The sequence below is a fragment of the Bradyrhizobium sp. USDA 3397 genome (assembly GCF_054060965.1).
The window spans coordinates 5,991,504-6,012,666 of the sequence record NZ_JBSSDS010000001.1; the positions used below are offsets into that span (position 1 = coordinate 5,991,504).

General features: G+C 65.3%; 20 protein-coding genes and 2 pseudogenes. 13 read left to right on the top strand and 9 right to left on the bottom strand.

The genetic code is table 11. The annotated features are described in order from the left end of the window. Nucleotides 1-26: 26 nt before the first annotated feature. A pseudogene (locus tag ACVWYQ_RS27695) lies at nucleotides 27-744 on the top strand (MgtC/SapB family protein). Nucleotides 745-844: 100 nt separating this feature from the next. Further along, nucleotides 845-1,177: a hypothetical protein gene (locus tag ACVWYQ_RS27700; protein ID WP_198399690.1), complete on the top strand. Its 333-nt coding sequence runs from the start codon at nucleotides 845-847 to the stop codon at nucleotides 1,175-1,177. A gap of 132 nt (nucleotides 1,178-1,309) precedes the next feature. Here ACVWYQ_RS27700 and ACVWYQ_RS27705 read toward each other — a convergent pair. From ACVWYQ_RS27705 to ACVWYQ_RS27725, 5 genes and pseudogenes are all read right to left on the bottom strand, one after another. Then, nucleotides 1,310-2,754: pseudogene (locus ACVWYQ_RS27705) on the bottom strand (homospermidine synthase). 58 nt (nucleotides 2,755-2,812) lie between these two features. Next, a complete protein-coding gene (locus tag ACVWYQ_RS27710) occupies nucleotides 2,813-3,202 on the bottom strand; it encodes a RidA family protein (RefSeq protein ID WP_271546501.1) in 390 nt (129 codons plus the stop codon). A 147-nt stretch (nucleotides 3,203-3,349) separates the two neighbouring features. Beyond that, nucleotides 3,350-3,937: a GNAT family N-acetyltransferase gene (locus tag ACVWYQ_RS27715; protein WP_271545740.1), complete on the bottom strand. Its 588-nt coding sequence runs from the start codon at nucleotides 3,935-3,937 to the stop codon at nucleotides 3,350-3,352. A gap of 134 nt (nucleotides 3,938-4,071) precedes the next feature. Beyond that, entirely contained in the window at nucleotides 4,072-5,214 is a 1,143-nt protein-coding gene (locus tag ACVWYQ_RS27720; protein WP_157282899.1) for a type III PLP-dependent enzyme, read from the bottom strand. A 673-nt stretch (nucleotides 5,215-5,887) separates the two neighbouring features. Continuing rightward, entirely contained in the window at nucleotides 5,888-6,142 is a 255-nt protein-coding gene (locus ACVWYQ_RS27725; RefSeq protein WP_035997726.1) for a hypothetical protein, read from the bottom strand. Between the two features lie 136 nt (nucleotides 6,143-6,278). Between ACVWYQ_RS27725 and ACVWYQ_RS27730 the strand changes: the two genes are divergently transcribed. The 4 genes from ACVWYQ_RS27730 to ACVWYQ_RS27745 all read left to right on the top strand — a co-directional run bounded on the left by ACVWYQ_RS27730 (nucleotide 6,279) and on the right by ACVWYQ_RS27745 (nucleotide 10,727). Further along, nucleotides 6,279-8,360 carry a M3 family metallopeptidase gene (locus ACVWYQ_RS27730; protein WP_271545736.1) on the top strand — a complete coding sequence of 694 codons (2,082 nt, stop codon included), beginning with the start codon at nucleotides 6,279-6,281 and terminating at the stop codon, nucleotides 8,358-8,360. Next, a complete protein-coding gene (locus tag ACVWYQ_RS27735) occupies nucleotides 8,360-8,998 on the top strand; it encodes a DUF1007 family protein (protein ID WP_157282893.1) in 639 nt (212 codons plus the stop codon). The genes ACVWYQ_RS27730 and ACVWYQ_RS27735 overlap by 1 nt, the downstream gene beginning before the upstream one ends. Next, nucleotides 8,995-10,119: a nickel/cobalt transporter gene (locus tag ACVWYQ_RS27740; RefSeq protein WP_198399689.1), complete on the top strand. Its 1,125-nt coding sequence runs from the start codon at nucleotides 8,995-8,997 to the stop codon at nucleotides 10,117-10,119. Before ACVWYQ_RS27735 ends, ACVWYQ_RS27740 begins: the two co-directional genes overlap by 4 nt. A gap of 170 nt (nucleotides 10,120-10,289) precedes the next feature. Continuing rightward, nucleotides 10,290-10,727 (top strand): acyl-CoA thioesterase, encoded by a 438-nt coding sequence (locus ACVWYQ_RS27745; RefSeq protein WP_404545795.1) that lies wholly within the window; start codon nucleotides 10,290-10,292, stop codon nucleotides 10,725-10,727. Between the two features lie 7 nt (nucleotides 10,728-10,734). Here the strand turns inward: ACVWYQ_RS27745 and ACVWYQ_RS27750 are convergent, their stop codons facing one another. Further along, nucleotides 10,735-11,133 (bottom strand): MAPEG family protein, encoded by a 399-nt coding sequence (locus tag ACVWYQ_RS27750; RefSeq protein ID WP_456726573.1) that lies wholly within the window; start codon nucleotides 11,131-11,133, stop codon nucleotides 10,735-10,737. An 83-nt stretch (nucleotides 11,134-11,216) separates the two neighbouring features. Between ACVWYQ_RS27750 and hemH the strand changes: the two genes are divergently transcribed. From hemH to ACVWYQ_RS27770, 4 genes are all read left to right on the top strand, one after another. After that, complete coding sequence (gene hemH, locus ACVWYQ_RS27755) at nucleotides 11,217-12,254, top strand: ferrochelatase (RefSeq protein WP_404545797.1); 1,038 nt, start codon at nucleotides 11,217-11,219, stop codon at nucleotides 12,252-12,254. A gap of 10 nt (nucleotides 12,255-12,264) precedes the next feature. Next, nucleotides 12,265-13,242, top strand: coding sequence for an ABC transporter substrate-binding protein (locus ACVWYQ_RS27760; protein WP_404545799.1), 978 nt, complete (start codon nucleotides 12,265-12,267; stop codon nucleotides 13,240-13,242). A 342-nt stretch (nucleotides 13,243-13,584) separates the two neighbouring features. Further along, nucleotides 13,585-14,574, top strand: a complete 990-nt coding sequence (locus ACVWYQ_RS27765) for an SPFH domain-containing protein (protein ID WP_157282875.1) — start codon at nucleotides 13,585-13,587, stop codon at nucleotides 14,572-14,574. A 25-nt stretch (nucleotides 14,575-14,599) separates the two neighbouring features. Next, entirely contained in the window at nucleotides 14,600-15,043 is a 444-nt protein-coding gene (locus ACVWYQ_RS27770) for an NfeD family protein (RefSeq protein WP_157282872.1), read from the top strand. 158 nt (nucleotides 15,044-15,201) lie between these two features. Here the strand turns inward: ACVWYQ_RS27770 and ACVWYQ_RS27775 are convergent, their stop codons facing one another. Continuing rightward, nucleotides 15,202-15,528: a winged helix-turn-helix transcriptional regulator gene (locus tag ACVWYQ_RS27775; RefSeq protein WP_404545802.1), complete on the bottom strand. Its 327-nt coding sequence runs from the start codon at nucleotides 15,526-15,528 to the stop codon at nucleotides 15,202-15,204. A gap of 71 nt (nucleotides 15,529-15,599) precedes the next feature. Here ACVWYQ_RS27775 and ACVWYQ_RS27780 point away from each other — a divergent pair, with 71 nt between their 5' ends. Then, the gene (locus ACVWYQ_RS27780; protein ID WP_456726574.1) at nucleotides 15,600-16,151 is read left to right on the top strand and encodes a carboxymuconolactone decarboxylase family protein; all 552 of its coding nucleotides are present in this window, start codon (nucleotides 15,600-15,602) and stop codon (nucleotides 16,149-16,151) included. A gap of 159 nt (nucleotides 16,152-16,310) precedes the next feature. Here the strand turns inward: ACVWYQ_RS27780 and ACVWYQ_RS27785 are convergent, their stop codons facing one another. Next, nucleotides 16,311-17,318, bottom strand: coding sequence for a KpsF/GutQ family sugar-phosphate isomerase (locus ACVWYQ_RS27785; protein ID WP_404546432.1), 1,008 nt, complete (start codon nucleotides 17,316-17,318; stop codon nucleotides 16,311-16,313). Between the two features lie 191 nt (nucleotides 17,319-17,509). Here ACVWYQ_RS27785 and ACVWYQ_RS27790 point away from each other — a divergent pair, with 191 nt between their 5' ends. Both ACVWYQ_RS27790 and ACVWYQ_RS27795 read left to right on the top strand, forming a co-directional pair. Then, nucleotides 17,510-19,249 carry an outer membrane beta-barrel protein gene (locus ACVWYQ_RS27790; protein ID WP_404545806.1) on the top strand — a complete coding sequence of 580 codons (1,740 nt, stop codon included), beginning with the start codon at nucleotides 17,510-17,512 and terminating at the stop codon, nucleotides 19,247-19,249. A gap of 12 nt (nucleotides 19,250-19,261) precedes the next feature. Further along, complete coding sequence (locus ACVWYQ_RS27795; protein ID WP_271545717.1) at nucleotides 19,262-19,528, top strand: hypothetical protein; 267 nt, start codon at nucleotides 19,262-19,264, stop codon at nucleotides 19,526-19,528. A 163-nt stretch (nucleotides 19,529-19,691) separates the two neighbouring features. Here the strand turns inward: ACVWYQ_RS27795 and ACVWYQ_RS27800 are convergent, their stop codons facing one another. Beyond that, the gene (locus ACVWYQ_RS27800; protein WP_404545808.1) at nucleotides 19,692-21,143 is read right to left on the bottom strand and encodes a glutamate synthase subunit beta; all 1,452 of its coding nucleotides are present in this window, start codon (nucleotides 21,141-21,143) and stop codon (nucleotides 19,692-19,694) included. Between the last annotated feature and the right edge of the window lie 20 nt (nucleotides 21,144-21,163).

The following is a 21,163-nucleotide window of genomic DNA, read 5'->3' on the forward strand; positions in this document are numbered from 1 at the left end:
TCATGGTTCCCGCCGTATAGGGAACCATGCGATTTCTGACGACCTTCCAGCTTGCCGACTTTGGCGACACCCTGGTCAGCCTGATCACGGCTTTCGTGCTGGGCACGCTCATCGGCGCCGAACGGCAATACCGCCAGCGCACCGCCGGCCTGCGCACCAACGTGCTGGTCGCGGTGGGCGCTGCTGCCTTCGTCGATCTCGCCATGCAGCTGGACGGCGCCGACGGCGCGGTCCGGGTGATCGCCTATGTCGTCTCCGGCATCGGCTTCCTGGGGGCCGGCGTCATCATGAAGCAGGACATGGACGTGCGCGGGCTCAACACCGCGGCGACCCTGTGGGCCTCGGCCGCGGTCGGCTCCTGTGCCGGCGCCGACATGATCGCACAGGCGGCCGCACTGACCGTGTTCGTCATCGCCGGCAACACCATGCTGCGCCCGCTGGTCAACGCCATCAACCGCATCCCGCTGAACGAGAAGGCGCTGGAGGCGACCTACTATTTCAAGCTCGCGGTTGCGGCCGACGCCTTGCCCGACATGCGCGACCGCCTCGTCGACAAGCTCGAAGCGGCGAAATATGCCGTGGCCGATATCGAAGTCGCCGAGATCAGCGAGGATATTCTCGAGATCGCCGCCAAGCTGGTTGCGACCGCGGTCGACCCGAACGAGCTGAACGCCGTCGTGACCGATCTGCAGCATCTGCCGGGGCGTGCGGCATGCAACCTGGGAAGTCAGCACGACCGAGTAGCGCGGCGTTTTGGCGCGTGCCGGTGGGTTCCGCGCGTTTTCGGTTCCGGAACCGGCGCGCCCCAGTTTCGTTGATCCCGCGAACAAAGGCGGTGATCGACATGCCCGGCCGAGATGACAAGCGCACACTGAAGCTCAACCTGGCAATCGCTGGTGCACTGTTCGCAGCAGGCGTTGCGGTGTCGGTGATGTCCCTGGCGCAAATCCGCGCCGAAAGCCGCATGCAGCTGGCGCAGGCGACGCCCCCGCTCCAGGGCACCCCGTCCGACGAACAGAGCAAGGTGCCCGCGGAGGCGAAGCCCGGCGGTGATCGCCCGACGACGCCGGCCCCCGAGCCGGCACGGCCGGATCCGCAGACTCAGGGCGCGGCGACCAGGCCAGCGCTGCCGCCAGCGCCGGCCGAGAAGATCGCGCCGCCCATGGAGAAGAAGTAGTTTTTTTCCGGTCATTCCGGGGCGCGCGAAGCGCGAACCCGGAATCCATTTACCCGCAGAGTCTGCCGCCCGATGGATTCCGGGCTCGACGCCACGCGTCGCCCCGGAATGACGGGCGGAGAGAGCCCCGCCTCACCGCACCAGTATATTCCGGAACTGCCAGGGATCGCTGCTGTCGATATCCTCCGGGAACAGTCCCGGACGATCCGTCAGCGGCGTCCACTCAGTATAAAAGCCCTTCACCGGACCGAGATAGGGCAGCTGAATTTCGAGCAGGCGCTCGAAATCCATTTCGTCGGCCTCGACGATGCCTTCGTTCGGGTTCTCCAGCGCCCAGACCATTGCCGCCGAGCACGGCGGAGGTCACCTGCAGGCCGGTGGCGTTCTGGTAGGGCGCGAGCTCGCGGGTCTCTTCGATCGACAGCTGCGAGCCGAACCAATAGGCGTTCTTGTCATGGCCGAACAGCAGCACGCCGAGCTCGTCGATGCCGTCGACGATCTCGTTCTCGTCGAGGATGTGGTGCTTCTCCTGCATCTTCCCGGCGCGGCCGAACATTTCATGCAGCGACAGCACGGCATCGTCGGCCGGATGGTAGGCATAGTGGCAGGTCGGCCGGTAGATCGCCTTGCCCGACGCATCGCGCACGGTGAAGTAATCGGCGATCGAGATCGACTCGTTATGGGTGACCAGGAAGCCGTACTGGGCTCCGCGGGTCGGGCACCAGGTGCGCACGCGCGTGTTGGCGCCGGGCTGCATCAGGTAGATGGCGGCGCCGCAGCCGGCTTCATGGGTGTGCGCATTCTCGGGCATCCATTTCTCGTGGGTGCCCCAGCCGAGCTCGGATGGTTGCATGCCTTCGGACAGGAAGCCTTCCACCGACCAGGTGTTGACGAAGACGTCAGGCTCCTTCGGCTTCTTCGAGCGCTGGGTGTCGCGCTCGGCGATGTGGATGCCCTTGATGCCGGCCTGCCGCATCAAATCCGCCCATTCGCCCTTGGTCTTCGGCCGGGGTGCATTGAGCTTCAGATCGGCGGCGACATTGAGCAGCGCCTGCTTGACGAAGAAGGAGACCATGCCGGGATTGGCGCCGCAGCAGGACACGGCCGTGGTCGAGCCGGCGGGACGGGCCTTTTTGGCGGCCAGCGTCGTTTCGCGCAACGCATAGTTTGAGCGCGCTTCCGGACCCTTCGAGGAATCGAAATAAAAACCGAGCCAGGGCTCGTTGACGGTGTCGATGTAGAGCGCGCCGAGCTCGTTGCAGAGCTCCATGATGTCGGTCGAGCCGGTATCGACTGACAGATTGACGCAAAAGCCCTGGCCGCCGCCCTCGGTGAGCAGCGGGGGTCAGCACCTCGCGGTAATTGTCCTTGGTCAGGCCCTTCTGGATGAAGCGGACATTGTGCTTCTCACAAAGCGCCTTGCGGCCCTCGTCCTTGGGATCGAGCACGGTGATGCGCGACTTGTCGTAGTCGAGATGCCGCTCGATCAGGGGCAGCGTGCCTTTGCCGATGGAGCCGAAGCCGACCATGACGATGGGTCCGGTGATCTTCGCGTAGATCTGCGAGGGAGGGCTCATGGGATGGATTCTCCGGAACGTGCTGGCAGTGAGGATGGATCAGGCGCTGCGGCGCTTGTCAGATGCTGCGGCGCTTGGCGGTGACTTCGATCTCGACCTTCATCTCGGGCCTGGCGAGGGCAGAGACGACCAGCAACGTCGCCGCCGGCCTGATGTCGCCGAGGACCTCGCCGCAGACGGCGAAGTGGGCATCGATATAGCTGGCGTCGGTCACGTAATAGGTCGCACGGACGATATCGGCCATCTCGAATCCGCCCTCCTGCAGGGCGGCTGCGATGGTCTTGAAGCAGTTGCGTGACTGGCTCGTGACATCTGATGGCATCGTCATCGTGGTGTAGTCATAGCCGGTGGTTCCCGCGACGAAGGCGAACTCGCCGTCGATCACGGCACGGCTGTAGCCGACAGTCTTCTCGAGCGGGGAGCCGGTGGAGATCAGGCGACGGGACATGGTCATGGGCCTCGACTGAAGGGGTGTTTCGCGGGGTTAAAGGGCGTTTCCGGCGCCTGCGCAACCCCAAAGGAACGGGCCTCGCGCAGGCGCGGCAGGGCGTTGCTGGCTCGATGCGGCTGCGGTTGTACCTACCCCAGCGATCCCTCAGGCCGCGTGCGCCTCAGGCGCGCGAACCGACCTCCGTTTGGGCAGGGCCGCGCCGGTCGGGACAATCATCCCGGCGGCGCCATCGAGCGCGCCATCAGTGAACTCGATCGCCAGCAGGCGGTTGCGCTCGAACGGGCCGGGCAGCGACAGCCCGGCGGTCTTCTCGGCTGTGAAGCCGAAGCGGGCGTAATAGGGGGCATCGCCGAGCAGGATCACGGCGTGATGCCCGCGCGCCCGGGCGGCAGCCAGCGCTTGATGCATCAGCGCGGCGCCGATCCCGAGCTCGCGGCAGGCAGGGTCGACCGCCAGCGGTCCGAGGACCAGAGCGGGCCTGCCTCCGGCGCTGACATGCCACAGCCGCACGGTTCCCACGAGCTTGCCCTCGCGCATCGCCGACAGGGCAAGGCCTGCGGCGGGCGCGCGTCCGTCGCGCAGGCGCTGGCAGGTGCGGCCATGGCGGTTCTCGCCAAAGCAGGCATCGAGCAGCGCCTCACGCGTCGCGACGTCTCCAGCACGTTCCGCACGGATCACGAACGGAGCGGCTTTCGAGGTGAGGGCAATTTGCGGCTTCCGATGAGCAGTCATGGCACGTCAGTCCCCGCTTGAAGCGGCGTGCGCACAGCACGCCTGTCCAAGACGTCGTCAGAAATCGAGATGTTGGATGAGGAGCCGGCGGACCGGCTCCCGGGTTCGTCAGGCCTCTGGAAAACAGAGGCGGATCAGATGTGGTACGTCCGCAGCGGCGGAATGCCGTTGAACGCCACCGACGAGTAGGTCGACGTATAAGCCCCGGTGCCTTCGATCAGCACCTTGTCGCCGATCTCGAGCGTCACCGGAAGCGGATACGGGGTCTTCTCGTACAGCACATCGGCGCTGTCGCAGGTCGGACCTGCGAGCACGCACGGGGTCATGTCCGCGCCGTCGTGACGGGTGCGGATGGCGTAGCGGATCGACTCGTCCATGGTCTCGGCGAGACCGCCGAACTTGCCGATGTCCAGGTACACCCAGCGCACCTCGTCCTCATCGCTCTTCTTCGAGATGAGCACGACCTCGGATTCGATGATGCCGGCGTTGCCCACCATGCCGCGGCCCGGCTCGATGATGGTCTCCGGGATCTGGTTGCCGAAGTGCTTGCGCAGCGCGCGGAAGATCGAGCGGCCGTAGGTCACCACCGGCGGCACGTCCTTCAGGTACTTGGTCGGGAAGCCGCCGCCCATGTTGACCATGGACAAGTTGATGCCGCGCTCGGCGCAGTCGCGGAACACCTGCGAGGCCATCGCCAGCGCACGGTCCCACGCCTTCACCTTGCGCTGCTGCGAGCCGACATGGAAGGAGATGCCGCACGGCTCCAGGCCCAGGCGCTTGGCGGCGTCGAGCACCTCGACCGCCATCTCCGGGTCGCAGCCGAACTTGCGCGACAGCGGCCACTCGGCGCCGGCGCAGTCATAGAGGATGCGGCAGAACACCTTCGCGCCGGGGGCGGCACGAGCGACCTTCTCGACCTCGGCGGCGCAATCGACCGCGAACAGGCGAATGCCGAGCGCGAAGGCGCGCGCGATGTCGCGCTCCTTCTTGATCGTGTTGCCGAAGGAGATGCGGTCGGGCGTCGCACCCGCAGCCAGCGCCATCTCGATCTCAGCGACCGTGGCGGTGTCGAAGCAGGAGCCCATGGACGCCAGCAGGGCCAGCACTTCCGGCGCCGGGTTCGCCTTGACGGCATAGAACACGCGGCTGTCGGGCAGCGCCTTGGCGAAGCTCTGGTAATTGTCGCGCACGACCTCGAGGTCGACGACGAGGCACGGCTCGGTGTCGAGGCCTTCGTTGCGGCGGTTGCGCAGGAATTCCTGGATACGTTCGGTCATGGCACTCTCCAACGGTCCCAGCGACGGGAGCCGTATCAACGTGACGTCTGATGAGAGTGCTTCGGCCGCATCGCGCGATGGAGGCGCGCCGAGGCCAAAAAACTCAAACCAGACTGTGCTGCCGTGGATTGGTTGGGAGAGTTTCCCGCCCGCTCACCTGGCAATGAAGGACAAGCCTTTTCAGTAGCCCGCGCCGGCGTTGGACTGCCGGTAGAGACCAAAAAAGCCCGATCCGTCGTTGCTTTAAGTCGCGTCCCCCGTTGAGAGCGGGGTGCGCCGGTTCGCCTCCGGCTGCCAGTCACGGTTGCAAAGAGTGAAGTCACCTTCGACATGGCATCTCTTTGAGAGAGATGCTGGGCGCTCCGGGTTTGCTTCGGTCGCTCGACGTTTCAGTCTCGACTTCCGCACTTCCGAAGAGCCCCTCGGCTTCTTCACCCCTTGGCGGCTGTCCGGCCTCTTGTCCGGATACCTACCGACTGACACACGACCACAGGCACGTGCGAAATTGGGCAAGTCCGCACATAAGCGTTTTGACTCTGGTTCGCAAGAATTTTTTTAGGCTGCGGACAGGATTGCCTAACATCTGCTTGCGCGCTGTTGCGCGAGCGCCGCGGAAGATGAACGCGCGTTAAGTTTTCGCCGCGCTGCGCGTGCTGCCCGTGCGCGAGACGCGTCAGCCGCGCTTGGTGAAGGGCTCGATGCGCTGAGCGCCGCGGATGAAGGCGGTCATCACGAGCACGCCGAGTGCGAACAGCACGGCCTGCAGGATATGGGCGCCCTGGTCGCCGAGCCCGAACAGGATCGCGAGCGCCCAGCCGCCGGCAAACGCCGCGCCGAACACCTCCGCGCCGATCAAGATGGCGGCGCTGATGACGGTGATGACGCTGGACCAGACAATCTGGCGGGACGATGAAGAAGGCGCGTTCATGGCTTCAGAGGGTCCTGGCTTCGAGGGCCGCAATCTCCCCGAAAAGGAGGCTGGGGGCAAGGGCAAACGGCCCAAAAAAGCCCCACGCGTGCTATAGCTGGCCGCAACAATCGAGCCACGAAATCCGGGACTTGTGATGTCAGAACCCCGCCAAACTACGGACGCCGAGACCAATCCGCTGCTGAAGGCCTGGGTGACGCCGTTCGCGACCCCGCCTTTCGACGAGATCAAGCCGGAGCATTTCCTGCCGGCCTTCGAGCAGGCCTTCGCCGACCACGCCGCCGAGATCGCGGCGATCACCAACGATCCCGCGGCACCAGATTTCGCCAACACCATTACGGCGCTGGAGCGCTCAGGCAAGCTCCTGAGCAAGGTCGCGGCGGTCTTCTACGACCTCGTCTCGGCGCATTCCAACCCGGCCATCCTCGAGATCGACAAGGAGGTTTCCTTGCGGATGGCGCGGCACTGGAATCCGATCATGATGAACGCCGTGCTGTTCGGCCGCATCGCCCATCTGCACGAGAACCGCGCGGGTCTCGGTCTCACGCCCGAGCAGCTCCGCCTCTTGGAACGTACTTACACCCGCTTCCACCGCGCCGGCGCCGGCCTCTCCGAGGAGGCCAAGACCCGGATGGCCGAGATCAACGAGCGGCTGGCCCAGCTCGGCACCGGCTTCAGCCACCATCTGCTCGGCGACGAGCAGGACTGGTTCCTGGAGCTTGGGGAGGCCGATCGCCAGGGCCTGCCGGAGAGCTTCGTCGCCAGCGCCAAGGCTGCGGCGGAAGAGCGCGGCATGGCAGGCAAGGCCATCGTCACGCTGTCGCGCTCCTCGGTCGAAACGTTTCTGAAGAGCTCCGCCCGGCGTGACCTCCGCGAGAAGGTCTACAAGGCCTTCATCGCGCGCGGCGACAACGGCAACGCCAATGACAACAATGCGACCATTGTCGAGATCCTGAAGCTGCGCGAGGAGAGCGCCGGGCTGCTGGGCTATCCGACCTACGCCGCCTACCGGCTCGAGGATTCCATGGCCAAGACGCCGGGTGCGGTGCGCAGCCTTTTGGAGCGAGTCTGGAAGCCCGCGAGGGCGCGGGCGCTCGCCGACCGCGACGAGATGCAGGCGCTGATCGCGGAGGAGGGCGGCAATTTCAAGCTCGCCCCCTGGGACTGGCGCTTCTACGCCGAGAAGCTGCGTCTGCAGCGCGCTAATTTCGACGATTCCGCGATCAAGCCGTATCTCGGTCTCGACAACATGATCGCCGCCGCCTTCGACTGCGCCACGCGCCTGTTCGGCGTCACCTTCGAGGAGCGCAGGGACGTTCCGGTCTGGCACCCCGACGTCCGGGTCTGGGAGATGAAGGGGCCGGATGGGAAGCACAAGGCGCTGTTCTATGGCGACTACTTCGCCCGACCGTCCAAGCGCTCCGGCGCGTGGATGACCTCGCTGCGCGACCAGCAGAAGCTCGACGGCGACGTCGCGCCGCTGGTTCTCAACATCTGCAATTTCGCCAAGGGCGCCGGCGGCGAGCCGTCGCTGCTGTCGCCCGACGATGCCCGCACCCTGTTCCACGAGTTCGGCCACGGCCTGCACGGCATGCTCTCCAACGTGACCTATCCCTCGCTGTCGGGCACCTCCGTGTTCACCGACTTCGTCGAGCTGCCGTCGCAGCTCTACGAGCACTGGCAGGAGCGGCCCGAGGTGCTGCAGAAGTTCGCCCGCCACTACCAGACCGGCGAGCCGCTGCCGGACGACCTGCTGCAACGCTTCCTCGCCGCGCGAAAATTCAACCAGGGCTTTGCCACGGTCGAGTTCGTCTCCTCGGCGCTGGTTGATCTGGAATTCCACACCCAGCCGGCTGCCGCCGCGCAGGATGTCCGCGCCTTCGAGCGGCGCGAGCTGGAGAAGATCGGCATGCCCGAGGAGATCGCGCTGCGTCACCGGCCCACGCAATTCGGCCACATCTTCACCGGCGACCACTACGCCGCCGGCTATTACAGCTACATGTGGTCGGAGGTGATGGACGCCGACGCCTTCGGCGCCTTCGAGGAGGCCGGTGACATCTTCGATCCCGCCGTGGCCAAGCGCCTGCACGACGACATCTATTCGTCGGGCGGATCGGTCGATCCGGAAGCCGCCTACGAGGCCTTCCGCGGCCGTCCGCCGGAGCCGGATGCGCTGCTCCGCCGCCGCGGCCTGCTCGAAGACGCCAGGGCAGCCTGATGAGCATGCGCGCCCTGTTCGGATGCCTGCTCGCCGCCGCGATGACGCTCGCCGCGGGCGCGGCGAGCGCTCATCCGCATGTCTGGATCACCGCGACCAGCGAATTGCTGTATGCCGCCGATGGCAGCATCACCGGCGTGCGCCATGCCTGGACCTTCGACGACATGTTCTCGGCCTATGCGGTGCAGGGGCTCGAGAGCAAGACCAAGGGCACCTACACGAGTGAGGAGCTCAAGCCCCTGGCGCAGACCAATGTCGAGTCGCTGAAGGAATACGCCTACTTCACCTTCGCAAAAGCCGACGGCAAGAAGGAGCGGTTCCAGGAGCCGGTCGACTATTTCCTCGACTACAAGGACACGGTGCTGACCCTGCACTTCACCTTGCCGCTGAAGAACCCGGTCAAGCCCAGGCAGCTGGTGCTCGAAGTGTTCGACCGCTCCTTCTTCATCGACTTCCAGATGGCCAAGGACAGTCCGGTCAAGCTGGTCGGTGCGCCTGCGGGCTGCCAGATGAAGCTGGAACGGCCGAACGACGGCACCGCGAGCGCGCAGAAGCTGAACGAACAGACCTTCCTGAACGGTGAGAACTCGAATTTCGGCATGATGTTCGCCAACAAGATCACGGTGGATTGCCCTTGAAGCCGCAACTCTCTCCGCTCGCACGCGGGCTGCTCACCTCTGCCGCTGTGCTGCTGGTCGTGGCTGTGACTGATGCAGCGCTTCACGATCTTCTCGCGCAAAACCCTTTCGGCGCACCGCGACCGGCGCAGGCGGCCGAGCCTGAAGCGAGCGGCCTCATCGGCTGGCTCCTGGCCAAGCAGTCGGAATTCTATCGGCAGATGTCGGCAACCATCCGCGCCGCGAAGTCCGATGGGTCGGCGGTGTGGACGCTGCTCTTCATCTCGTTCGCCTATGGTATCTTCCACGCCGCCGGTCCCGGCCACGGCAAGGCCGTGATCGCGTCCTATCTGGTCGCCAACCGCGAGACGGCGCGGCGCGGCATCGCGCTGTCCTTTGCCTCGGCCCTGATGCAGTCGCTGGTCGCGATCCTCATCGTCGGCATCTCGGCCTGGGTGCTGAATGCGACGGCCAAGACGATGTGCAAGGCGGAAGGCGTGATCGAGATTGCGAGCTACGCCCTGATCGCGCTGTTCGGCCTGCGCCTGGTCTGGGTCAAAGGCCGCACCTTCATCGGCGCGTTTCAGGCCGCCCAGCCGGTGCCGGCGATCGCAGGCGTGCCGCACGACCATGATCACGATCATCACCATCATCGTGATAGGCATGATCATCATCACCACGATCACGGCCATGATCACCACCATGGCCACGGCCACGCTCACCATCACCATGGGCACGACCACGTTCATGACGAGCATTGCGGCCATTCCCACGGACCGACGCCAAGCGAACTCGCCGGCCCCGGCGGCTGGCGGCGCGGCTTCGCTGCGATCCTGACCGTCGGCATCCGCCCCTGCTCGGGCGCGATCCTGGTCCTGGTGTTCGCGCTGGCGCAGGGCCTGTTCTGGGCAGGGATCGCTGCGACCTTCCTGATGGGATTGGGCACCGCGATCACGGTGGCGGCCATTGCTGTCGTCGCCGTCTCCGCCAAGGACATCGCCGCGCGCCTCAGCGCCGGCCGCGACGGCGGTGGCGCGCTGTTCATGCGCGGCATCGAGTTCGGCGCCGCGGGTCTGGTCCTGCTGTTCGGCGTCGGCCTCCTGTTCGGCTACATCGCCGCCGAACGGACCACGTGTTTCTAGGGGCATCTGCACTTCGCGGCGCTAATTGAGAATGACGGTTTGCGCGCCTTGCTCCGTCATTGCGAGCGCAGCGAAGCAATCCAGAAAGCTCTCCGCAGCGGCAGTCTGGATTGCTTCGTCGCAAGGGCTCCTCGCAATGACGGGCATATATCTCGGTCGGGGGAGTTAAGATGTCGCGCGAAAATTTCTGGTTCTTCCATCCGTTCCGGGTGCGCTATTCCGAGATCGACGGCCAGGGCGTCGTCTTCAACGCGCATTATTTGACTTATTTCGACACCACCATCACCGAATATTTCCGCGCGCTGGGCTTCGACCAATATGCGGATGCAAAGGCGAGCGGCATCGATTTCCACGTCGTCAAATCGCTGATCGAGTACAAGGCGCCTGTTAGGTTCGACTGGGAGCTCGACGTCGGCGCGCGCGTGGCGCGGATCGGCAATTCGAGCCTCCTGTTCGAGCTCGCCATCTTCCGGAAGGGCGGCACTGAGGCGCTGGTAACCGGCGAGATCGTCTGGGTCTACACCGACCAGAAGACCCATCGTCCGGTCACGATCCCGGCATCGATGCGGGCGCTGATTGGAACGCGCGAGCGGCATCTGTCGGCGTGAGGCCGTTTCACACCGGCAGAAACCGTTTCAACGCCGGCATGAAGAAGATGCCGAGATTGATCGCAAAGCCGATGCTCCAGAGGATCGAACGCAGCGTCGGCCGGTTGCCAAGATAGGTCAGCACATAGGCAATCCGAACGATCAGGAACAGCGCCGCGAGCTCGTCGATCAGACGCTGCGGCGCTTCCCTGTATTCGGCGAGCAGCACCGCGAACGCAAAGAACGGAAACGTCTCGATGCCGTTCTGGTGCGCGCCGAGCGCGCGTTGCGACAGGGCGTCCTCATAGAAGGCGGGGGCGCGCGGCCGGGAATTGTCGAAGTGGCGAAACCTGATCCATTTGACCGAGACGATCGTTGACAGATAGAGCAGCAGCGCTCCGAAGACGCACCATTCCGCGAGTGTCATCCTGCCTCCCCCCGCTTGGGTGCGACCCTAGCGAACCCCGGCTCATCTTGACAAGTTCGGACCAACGCGCGACCCAACCGGTCATGAACAGCGTCCTCCCCCTCGAGACCGCGAAACCGGCCACCCGATCCGCCCTGCCGCGCGTCGGCGTGCTCCTGATCAATCTCGGAACGCCTGATACGGCCGATGCTCCCGGCGTGCGGGTCTACCTCAAGGAGTTCCTCAGCGACGCCCGCGTCATCGAGGACCAGGGCCTGATCTGGAAGCTGGTGCTGAACGGGATCATCCTGCGCAGCCGTCCGCGCACCAAGGCGCTCGACTACCAGAAGATCTGGAACAATGAGCGGAACGAGTCGCCGCTGAAAACCATCACCCGCTCGCAAAGCGACAAGCTCGCGGCCGCCTTGTCGGACCGCGACAACGTCGTCGTCGATTGGGCGATGCGCTACGGCAATCCGTCGATCAAGTCGGGCATCGCCGCGCTGATCGCGAAGGGCTGCGAGCGTATCCTGGCCGTGCCGCTCTATCCGCAATATTCGGCCTCGACCTCGGCGACCGTCTGCGACGAAGTCTTCCGCGTGCTCGCGCAGCTGCGGAACCAGCCGACTCTGCGGGTGACGCCGCCCTACTATGACGACGAAGCCTATATCGAGGCGCTCGCCGCCTCGATCGAGGGCCATCTGGCGACGCTGTCCTTCAAGCCGGAGCTGATCGTGTCATCCTTCCACGGCATGCCGAAAGCCTATGTCGACAAGGGCGATCCCTATCAGCAGCACTGCATCGCGACGACCGAGGCGCTGCGCCGCCGGCTCGGCATGGACGAGACCAAGCTGCTGCTGACCTTCCAGTCGCGCTTCGGCAACGACGAGTGGCTGCAGCCCTATACCGACAAGACCATGGAGCGGCTTGCCAAAGAGGGCGTGCGCCGCATCGCGGTGGTGACGCCGGGCTTTTCCGCCGACTGCCTGGAGACGCTGGAGGAGATCGCGCAGGAGAACGCGGAGATCTTCAAGCACAATGGCGGCGAGCAGTTCTCCGCGATCCCCTGCCTCAACGACAGCGGACCGGGCATGGACGTGATCCGCACCCTGGTGCTGCGCGAGCTCCAGGGCTGGATCTGATGGGCGTCCCATGAACCGCCGCCGGTGCCTGGCGCTTCTTGGGATGCTCGCGGCGCTGCCGGCCCCGGCCCTGGCGCAGCAGCCGAACGCGACACGGCGGCTCGGCGTGCTCTCGGTCACGGCTGCCGACGATGCGATCGGCCAGACGCGCAGCATGGCCCTGATCGAAGCGCTCGCCGGCCAAGGCTGGAAGGAGCGCGACAATCTCAAGGTCGATTGGCGCAGCGGCGGCGGCGACCGCGCCCGCATCGCGCAGTTCGCCGACGAGCTGATCGCGCTCAAGCCCGACATCCTGCTTGCGGTCGGCACACCCTCGGTCGAAGAGCTGCGCCGGCGCACCACGACGATCCCGATCGTGTTCGCCGTCGTCACCGATCCCGTCGGCCAGGGCATTGTCGAAAACCTCGCGCATCCCGGCGGCAACCTCACAGGCTTTACCGATTACGATGGTCCGCTGGCCGGCAAATGGCTGGAGATGCTGACACAGGTCACGCCGAAGGTGTCCCGCGTTGCGGTCGTCTTCAATCCCGCCACCGCGCCATTCGCGCCCCTGATGCTGCGCACCATCGAGGATGCCGGCCGCGCGCTCCATATGACGGTCGAGCCCGCGCCGGTGCATGACGCGGCCTCGATCGCGGCGCTGGCCTCGCGCAAGTCCGATGGGCTGCTGGTCCTGCCGGACTTCTTCACCATGGCCAACCGCGCGCAACTGCTCTCGGCGATCGCACAGGCGGGCGTGCCCGCGGTGTTCTGGAGCCGCACCTTCGTCGACGAGGGTGGGCTGATGTCCTACAGCACCGACAGCGTCGAGCAGCTTCGCCGCGCCGCGGACTATATCGACCGGATCCTGAAGGGCGCACGGCCGGCCGACCTGCCGGTGCAGAATCCCACCAAGTTTGAGCTCGCGCTCAACCTGAAGGCGGCGAGAGCGCTCGGCGTCACGCTTTCCCCGGGCCTGCTTGCAATTGCGAATGACGTGATCGAATGAACCCGTCCATGACGGACGCCTCGCCCGAATTCGTTAATTTCCGCTGCTAGAGCATGAACCGGAAAAGTGTGAAGCGGTTTTCCGAAAAGATCATGCTCAAACAATAACCTAAAGCGCGATGACGATTCATCCTGATCGTATCGCGCTTTAGGCCTGCGCCCGCGCGCTTTCAAGAGCCTGTCGCAAATACATATCGCGACCGTTCTCTGCTGTGCGTCTTGTGTGGAATTGCTCCGATACCGACGTGAATTGCGACCGCTGAACCGGTAGGATCGTGATCCCGACCAATGACAGCGCCGGAAAGGGCTTTTTCCTGACTTCCTGTCCCGGCTTGGAGGAGATATGAGCGGCTTCGACATTTTCGCGATTGTTCTGGTGTTGCTCGTCATCGTCACGCTGGTCGCCGGCGTGAAGACGGTGCCGCAGGGCTATGACTGGACCATCGAGCGGTTCGGCAAATACACCCAGACGCTGAGCCCCGGGCTCAATTTGATCGTGCCCTATTTCGATCGCGTCGGGCGCAAGATCAACATGATGGAGCAGGTGATCGACATTCCCGAGCAGGAGGTGATCACCAAGGACAATGCCACCGTGACGGTGGACGGCGTCGCCTTCTATCAGGTGTTCGATGCCGCCAAGGCGAGCTACGAGGTCGCCAACCTGAACCAGGGGATTACGGTGCTCACCATGACCAACATCCGCTCGGTGATGGGCTCGATGGACCTCGACCAGGTGCTGTCGCACCGCGACGAAATCAACGAGCGCCTGCTCCGTGTGGTCGACGCCGCGGTCTCGCCCTGGGGCGTCAAGGTCAACCGCATCGAGATCAAGGACATCGTGCCGCCCGCCGACCTGGTCGAAGCCATGGGGCGGCAAATGAAGGCCGAGCGGGTCAAGCGCGCCGACATTCTCGCGGCCGAAGGCCAACGCCAGTCCGAGATCCTGCGCGCCGAGGGCGCCAAGCAGGGCCAGATCCTCCAGGCGGAAGGCCGCCGCGAGGCCGCCTTCCGCGATGCCGAGGCGCGCGAGCGGTCGGCGGAAGCCGAGGCCAAGGCCACGCAAATGGTCAGCGAGGCCATCGCCAAGGGCGATGTCGCTGCGCTAAACTATTTTATCGCCGACAAGTATATCAAGGCATTCGGGCAACTGGCCGACTCGCCGAACCAGAAGGTCATCATGCTTCCGGTCGAAGCGATGAGCATGCTGGGCTCGCTCGCCGGCATCGGCGAAATTGCGAAGGCCACGTTCGGGGAGAGCGCGGCGACCGCCGCCCGCCGCGGGGGATCGGTACCGTCGTCGGGCCCGACACCGCCGTTCGTGCCGCAGCAGTAACGGGACTATTCACAGAGGTCGTGTCATGACCGACATGTTCGTATCGCTCGGCAACTGGAACTGGCTGATCCTCGGCTTCATCCTGATGGCGCTGGAGGTGCTGGCGCCCGGCATCTTCCTGTTCTGGCTCGGGCTCGCTGCGCTGCTGGTCGGCCTGATCTCGTTCGCGGCTGCGATCTCCTGGCAGATCCAGCTCGTGATGTTCGCGATCTTCGCCGCCGCCGCCGTGCCGATCTGGCGCCGTCTCGCCAAGCCGAAGCCGGAGGCTAGTGCCAGCCCGTTCCTCAACAAGCGCAGTGAAGCCTTGCTCGGCCGTGAGTTCACGCTGGAGAAGCCGATCATCGACGGCACCGGCACCGTGCGCATCGGCGACACGGTATGGCGCGTGGCTGGGCCCGATACGCCGGCGGGCACGCGGGTGAAGGTGGTACAGGTCGACGGCGCCAACCTGACGGTCGCCGCGGCGTAGCCCCTTCTTCACCTCTCCCCGCTTGCGGGGAGAGGTCGGATTGCATCGCAGATGCAGTCCGCGTCAGGGGGTACAGGTCCCTCGAGAATCTCAAGCGTGGAGAGAGGCCCTCACCCCGACCCTCTCCCCGCAAGAACGGGGAGAGGGAGAGCGCCGTCTCACCTCCTCCATCGCTCCGCAAACCTGTGCAGCGGCATGAAGGTCTCGCACAATTCCCGGCCCAGCGGTGTCAGTCCGTAACCTCCGCCGTCGCCCAGCTCCACGAAGCCCGCCTCGCGCAGCTCGGTCAGCCGGGCCTGCAGCACCGTGGGCGAGGCCTCGTCGCAGGCGCTGCGCAGGACGCGCGAGGTGAGGGGCTCTCCGCGCAACTCCCACAGGATCCGCAAGGCCCAGCGCCGGCCGAGCAGGTCGAGCAAAGCCATGATCGGCCGCCCGGTACGCGAACCGCGGACGCTGCGTTCTGCTGTTGTCGCCCGTTTCGCCATGGTCACCTCTTGCGTCCTGCTACGGATAATGTAGCGTAATGCTACGGTAAATGTAGCAACGGAAACCGCTCATGTCCCAGCCCTCACCGCGCATCGCGCCGCTCTCGCCGCCTTATCCCCCGGACATCCAGGCGCAGTTCGACCGCATCATGCGCGGTACGCCGCCGCTGGTGCTGTTCCGGGTGATGGCGGGCCATGGCCGGGCCTGGGACAAGTTTCGCGCCGGCGGGCTGCTTGATCCGGGGCCGCTCTCGCTGCGCCAGCGTGAGATCGTCATCGACCGCACCTGTGCGCTGAACGGATGCGAATACGAATGGGGCGTGCATGTCGCAATCTTTGCCGGGCTGGCAAAGCTCACCGCGGACGAGGTGCGCGCCACGGTGCTGGGTGATACGAATTCGGCCCTTTGGTCGCCGGCCGAGCAGGCGCTGATCGCAGCCGTCGACGCGCTGCATCATCGCGCGACACTCGCGGACGAGGAGTTCGCCGCGCTGTCGACGCATTACGATGAAGCGCAGATCCTGGAAATCATGTTGCTATGCGGCTTCTATCGCACGGTGTCGTACTTGGCGAACGGGCTGCGCTTGCCGCTGGAGCAGAACGCGGCGCGGTTTCCGGCGTAGGTCTCGCAATGACGAGGGAGGCAGGTACGTGCCGCACTCTCAGTGTCATTCCGGGGCGCGCCACTTGGCGCGAGCCCGGAATCCATAGCGAGACAAACTCTGCGGCACGATGGATCCCGGGCTCATCGCTGCGCGATGCCCCGGGATGACGCGCAAACCCTACGCCACCCCCGCGCGCAGCAGATCGTGCAGATGCACGATTCCCACCACCTTGTTCGCTTCCGTCACCAGCAGCGTGGTGATCTTGCGGGTGTTCAACACCTCGATCATCTCGGTCGCGAGCATCGAGGGCGGCACGGTCTTGGGCTGCTTCGTCATGATCTCGTCGACGGTCACCGTCAGCAGGTCGGGCCGCATGTGGCGGCGCAGATCGCCGTCGGTGATGATGCCGACGGCCTCGCCCGCATCGTTGACGATGCAGACGCAGCCGAGCCCCTTCGCCGACATCTCGACCACGGCCTCCGACATCTCGGTGCCGAGTGGCTTGAGCGGAATCTCAGCGCCCGTGCGCATGTAGTCGCGGACGAATTTCAGCATCGCACCCAGCTTGCCGCCGGGGTGGAAATGCGCGAACTCCAGCGCGGTGAAGCCGCGTCCCTCCAGCAGCGCGATCGCGAGCGCATCGCCGATCGCGGCCTGCATCAGCGTCGAGGTGGTCGGCGCCAGATTGTGCGGGCAGGCCTCGCGTGCCTTCGGCAGCTCAATCACGAGATCGGCGGCCTGGCCGAGCGAGGACGAAGCGTTCGAGGTCACCGCGATCATGGGGATCGCAAAGCGCGCCGAATAGTTCACGAGGTTCTTCATCTCCGGCTGCTCGCCTGACCAGGACAGCGCCAGGATGACGTCGTCGGGCGTGATCATGCCGAGGTCGCCATGACCGGCTTCTGCGGCGTGCACGAAGAAGGAGGGCGTGCCGGTCGAGGCCAGCGTCGCGGCGATCTTGCGGCCCATATGGCCTGACTTGCCGAGCCCGGTGACGATGACGCGGCCCTTGGCATTGCGGATCAGCTCGACCGCCTTCGCGAACGGCTCGCCCAGCGGGCCGCGCAGCGCGCTAGCGAGCGCGTTGATGCCGCCGCTCTCCGTCTCCAGGGTGCGGAGCGCGGATTCGACGCTGTCAGGAATGGAGCCGGATGATTGGGTCATCAGCGGTTTCGAGCTCGGCATGGTCTGGTCCAGGGAGGAGGGGCGTTCGCCCATTGGCGCCTGCTTAGCACGCCCCGATCAGCGAGGCGACGCGCGCCCCGACGCCCTCAACCGGTCATTAACCATAATTGTTTTAACTCCATTAACGATGGTTCTCGCCAGTCGGCGGGGATGATCGAGAAAGTGTTTGATTTCGTTGGGGTAATTCCATCGTGGGGTCGTCTCCAGGCAGGGGCCGGAGCAAGGTCGCGCATTTCCTGCGCGCCGCTTTGCCGTGCCTCGCGCTGACCGCCCTCGCAAGCGGCCCGGCGGGGGCCCAGGGCCTGACGCCCGACCTGTTCAATCCCAACCGCGGCGCCTTTGCCTCGCCTGACACGCTGCCGACCCGCCGTACCGCTGGCGTGCCGCAGGCGCCCTCCGACGCCTTGCCGAGACTGCCTGATCCCAACGCCGACCCGCGCCAGCGCCAGCAGACGCCGGCGAGCTCGCGTGTCGGTCAGGTCCCGACCTACGGCCTGCCGGCCGCCACCGGCGCGAGCGGATCCGGCTATGACTCGCTCAACCGCAAGCGGCAGCAGCCCAAGCTCTATCCGGGCCAGCCGAAGCCGAAGCGCGTCGGTCCCGGCTCGCCGCCGCCACCCGCAACGCCGGCCACGACGCTCGGCCCACCGCGCATTGCGCCGCCGCCGTCCGAGACCGCGCACAAGGTGCCGGTGCCGGCGGCAATGGCGGGCAATGTGCCCGGCCAGCCGCTGCGCCGTCGTCTCAAGGCCGATGACGATCCGTTCGGCGCGGTCGGCGATTACGCCGGCAGCTTCCTGATCAAGGGCGGGCTCGAGCTCTCCGCCGGCTACGACAGCAATCCGACGCGCCTCAACAGACCGGTCGGGTCGCCGGCCTATGTCATCGCGCCCGATCTGCTCGTGGTGTCGGATTGGGAGCGCCACGCACTGGTCGCCGATCTGCGCGGCTCGTTCTCGGGCTACACCAACGACATGCCGGCGACGATCAACGGCCTCGCCTCGCCATCGCCGGTCGAGGCCAATCGGCCCGATTTCAACGGCCATGTCGACGGCCGGCTCGACGTCACCCGCGACTTCAAGCTTCTCTCGCAGCTGCGTTTGCGGCTCGCCACCGACAATCCCGGCAGCCCCAACGTGCAGGCCGGCCTGCAGCGATACCCGGTCTACGCCGCCTACGGCACGACGCTCGGCTTCGACCAGACCTTCAACCGCTTCCAGGTTGCGGCCGGCGCCACCATCGATCGCACCGCCTACACCGATTCGAAGCTCACCGACGGCTCGACCTTCAGCAACGACGACCGCAACTTCAACCAGTACGGCGGCGTCGGCCGCTTTTCCTACGACCTCAAGCCCGGCCTGAAGCCCTTCGTCGAGGTCCAGGGCGACAGGCGCGTCCACGACCAGGCGGCCGACCGCAACGGCTATTTCCGCGATTCGAACGGAGGCTATGCCAAGGTCGGCTCGTCCTTCGAGTTCTCGCGCATCCTCACCGGCGAGATCTCGGTCGGCTATTCCGCGCGCAGCTACACCGACCCGCGCCTCAGCCAGCTCGCAGGGCTTCTGACCACGGGCTCGCTGATCTGGAGCGCCAGCGGCCTCACCACGGTGAAGTTCTTCACCGACACGCAGATCTCGGAGACCACGGTCCCCGGCTCATCCGGAGTTTTGGTGCGCACCTACTCGGCCGAAGTCGACCACGACTTCCGCCGCTGGCTCACCGCGGTCGGCAAGTTCACCTATGGCACGCTCGACTACCAGGGCCAGAACCGCAACGACAAGACCTACTCGTTCGAAAGCAATTTGATTTACAAGCTCAACCGCAACATCTGGGTCAAGGGCACGCTGCGCCACGACATCCTGAATTCGAGCCAGCCGGGATCGAGCTCGCAGGGCACGGTGGTGCTGCTGGGGGTGAGGCTGCAGAATTAGAGGAAAGCCGCCATGGCCGCTCGAATTACCTTGGACATCAATTCGGCTGGCGAATTCGAGCTATGGCTTAACCCGGAAGGCCGAGACCTTCTTGTGAAGCAGCTACTGGCTCTGAGCGAAACTAACGAGCACTTTCACTTGATGCCAAGTGAAGTCCCATCGGACATTGAAGTTTCGACGCGCCCCTATCGACCGGACGATAAGATTCTCGAATACGGCAAGGTGCTGTTCCGACTTGACGAGTGGGACGCGGAGCACTTTCCGCACGTCTTGGGTTGAGGCCTGCCCTCTAACTATTCACTTCGCTGTCATGCCCCGGCTTGACCGGGGCATCCAGTACGCCGCGGCCTGTCCGCATCAAACCGGCGTCTCTGGAATACTGGATCGCCCGGTCAAAGCCGGGCGATGACACTGTTTGCTGATCTGGCGGCAGAGCAAAAACTCACCGCGGCAAATCCGTCTTCCCCATCAAAAACGTGTCGATCGACCTCGCGCACAGCCGGCCCTCGCGGATCGCCCACACCACCAGCGATTGCCCACGCCGCATGTCGCCGGCGGTGAACACGTTCGGGCGCGAGGTCTGGTAGTCCAGCGTGTTGGCCTTGACGTTGCCGCGCGGGTCGAGGTCGACCGCGAGCAGCTTCAACAGGCCCTCGTGCACGGGGTGGACGAAGCCCATCGCGAGCAGGACGAGCTCGGCATCGAGCTCGAACTCGGTGCCGGGAAGCGGCTTGAACTTGTCGTCGACGCGGACGCAGTGCAGCTTCTTGACCTGGCCGTTCTCGCCAGAGAACTTCTGGGTCAGCACGGCGTATTCGCGCACCGCGCCTTCGGCCTGGCTCGACGAAGTTCGCATCTTCAGCGGCCAGTTCGGCCAGGTCAGGGCCTTGTTCTCGCGCTCGGGGGGAGCGGGCATGATCTCGAGCTGGGTCACCGAGAGCGCGCCCTGGCGCAGCGAGGTGCCGATGCAGTCGCTGCCGGTGTCACCGCCGCCGATGACGACGACATGCTTGCCGCCGGCCAGGATCTCCTGGACGCCGCCAAGCGGCTCCTCGGAGACGCGGCGGTTCTGCTGCGGCAGGAAGTCCATGGCGTAGTGGATGCCGGCGAGCTCGCGGCCGGGGATCGGCAGGTCGCGCGGAGCTTCCGCGCCGCCGGTCAGCGCCACCGCATCGTACTCGTTGAGCATCTCGCGCGGATCGACATTGCCGTCAGCGCCGACATGGCTGTTGTAGTGGAAGGTGACGCCTTCGGCCTCCATCTGCGCCACGCGGCGGTCGATGACGCCCTTCTCCATCTTGAAGTCGGGGATGCCGTAACGCAGCAGGCCGCCGGCCTTGGCGTACTTCTCGTAGAGGTGGACGTCATGGCCGGCGCGCGCCAGCTGCTGCGCGCAGGCCATGCCGGCCGGACCCGAGCCGATGACCGCGACTTTCTTGCCGGTCTTGACGGTGGCGACTTCCGGCTTGAGCCAGCCATTGTCCCAGGCGCGGTCGACGATCGCGCATTCGATGGTCTTGATGGTGACGGGGTTGTCGTCGATGTTGAGCGTGCAGGACGCCTCGCACGGCGCCGGACAGATGCGGCCTGTGAACTCCGGGAAGTTATTGGTCGAGTGCAGGTTGCGCGAGGCCTCTTCCCAATTGCCCTGGTAGACGAGGTCGTTCCAGTCGGGGATCTGGTTGTTGACCGGGCAGCCCGGCGTGCCCGGCGCGACCGAGCCGGTGCCGTGGCAATAGGGAATGCCGCAATTCATGCAGCGCGCGGCCTGGTCGCGCACCTCCTTCTCGGAGAGCGGAACGACGAATTCCTTGTAATGCTTCACGCGCTCGGCGACCGGGGTGTACTTGCGGTCGTGCCGTTCGATTTCCAGAAAACCCGTGATCTTGCCCATTAAACCCGAAGTCCCTGCCG

Coding starts and splice junctions, on each gene's coding strand:
- ACVWYQ_RS27700 (WP_198399690.1), top strand. CDS start 845: ATGCCCGGCCGAGATGACAAGCGCACACTGAAGCTCAACCTGGCAATC.
- ACVWYQ_RS27710 (WP_271546501.1), bottom strand. CDS start 3,202: ATGTCCCGTCGCCTGATCTCCACCGGCTCCCCGCTCGAGAAGACTGTC.
- ACVWYQ_RS27715 (WP_271545740.1), bottom strand. CDS start 3,937: ATGACTGCTCATCGGAAGCCGCAAATTGCCCTCACCTCGAAAGCCGCT.
- ACVWYQ_RS27720 (WP_157282899.1), bottom strand. CDS start 5,214: ATGACCGAACGTATCCAGGAATTCCTGCGCAACCGCCGCAACGAAGGC.
- ACVWYQ_RS27725 (WP_035997726.1), bottom strand. CDS start 6,142: ATGAACGCGCCTTCTTCATCGTCCCGCCAGATTGTCTGGTCCAGCGTC.
- ACVWYQ_RS27730 (WP_271545736.1), top strand. CDS start 6,279: ATGTCAGAACCCCGCCAAACTACGGACGCCGAGACCAATCCGCTGCTG.
- ACVWYQ_RS27735 (WP_157282893.1), top strand. CDS start 8,360: ATGAGCATGCGCGCCCTGTTCGGATGCCTGCTCGCCGCCGCGATGACG.
- ACVWYQ_RS27745 (WP_404545795.1), top strand. CDS start 10,290: ATGTCGCGCGAAAATTTCTGGTTCTTCCATCCGTTCCGGGTGCGCTAT.
- ACVWYQ_RS27750 (WP_456726573.1), bottom strand. CDS start 11,133: ATGACACTCGCGGAATGGTGCGTCTTCGGAGCGCTGCTGCTCTATCTG.
- hemH (WP_404545797.1), top strand. CDS start 11,217: ATGAACAGCGTCCTCCCCCTCGAGACCGCGAAACCGGCCACCCGATCC.
- ACVWYQ_RS27760 (WP_404545799.1), top strand. CDS start 12,265: ATGAACCGCCGCCGGTGCCTGGCGCTTCTTGGGATGCTCGCGGCGCTG.
- ACVWYQ_RS27765 (WP_157282875.1), top strand. CDS start 13,585: ATGAGCGGCTTCGACATTTTCGCGATTGTTCTGGTGTTGCTCGTCATC.
- ACVWYQ_RS27770 (WP_157282872.1), top strand. CDS start 14,600: ATGACCGACATGTTCGTATCGCTCGGCAACTGGAACTGGCTGATCCTC.
- ACVWYQ_RS27775 (WP_404545802.1), bottom strand. CDS start 15,528: ATGGCGAAACGGGCGACAACAGCAGAACGCAGCGTCCGCGGTTCGCGT.
- ACVWYQ_RS27780 (WP_456726574.1), top strand. CDS start 15,600: ATGTCCCAGCCCTCACCGCGCATCGCGCCGCTCTCGCCGCCTTATCCC.
- ACVWYQ_RS27785 (WP_404546432.1), bottom strand. CDS start 17,318: ATGCCGAGCTCGAAACCGCTGATGACCCAATCATCCGGCTCCATTCCT.
- ACVWYQ_RS27795 (WP_271545717.1), top strand. CDS start 19,262: ATGGCCGCTCGAATTACCTTGGACATCAATTCGGCTGGCGAATTCGAG.
- ACVWYQ_RS27800 (WP_404545808.1), bottom strand. CDS start 21,143: ATGGGCAAGATCACGGGTTTTCTGGAAATCGAACGGCACGACCGCAAG.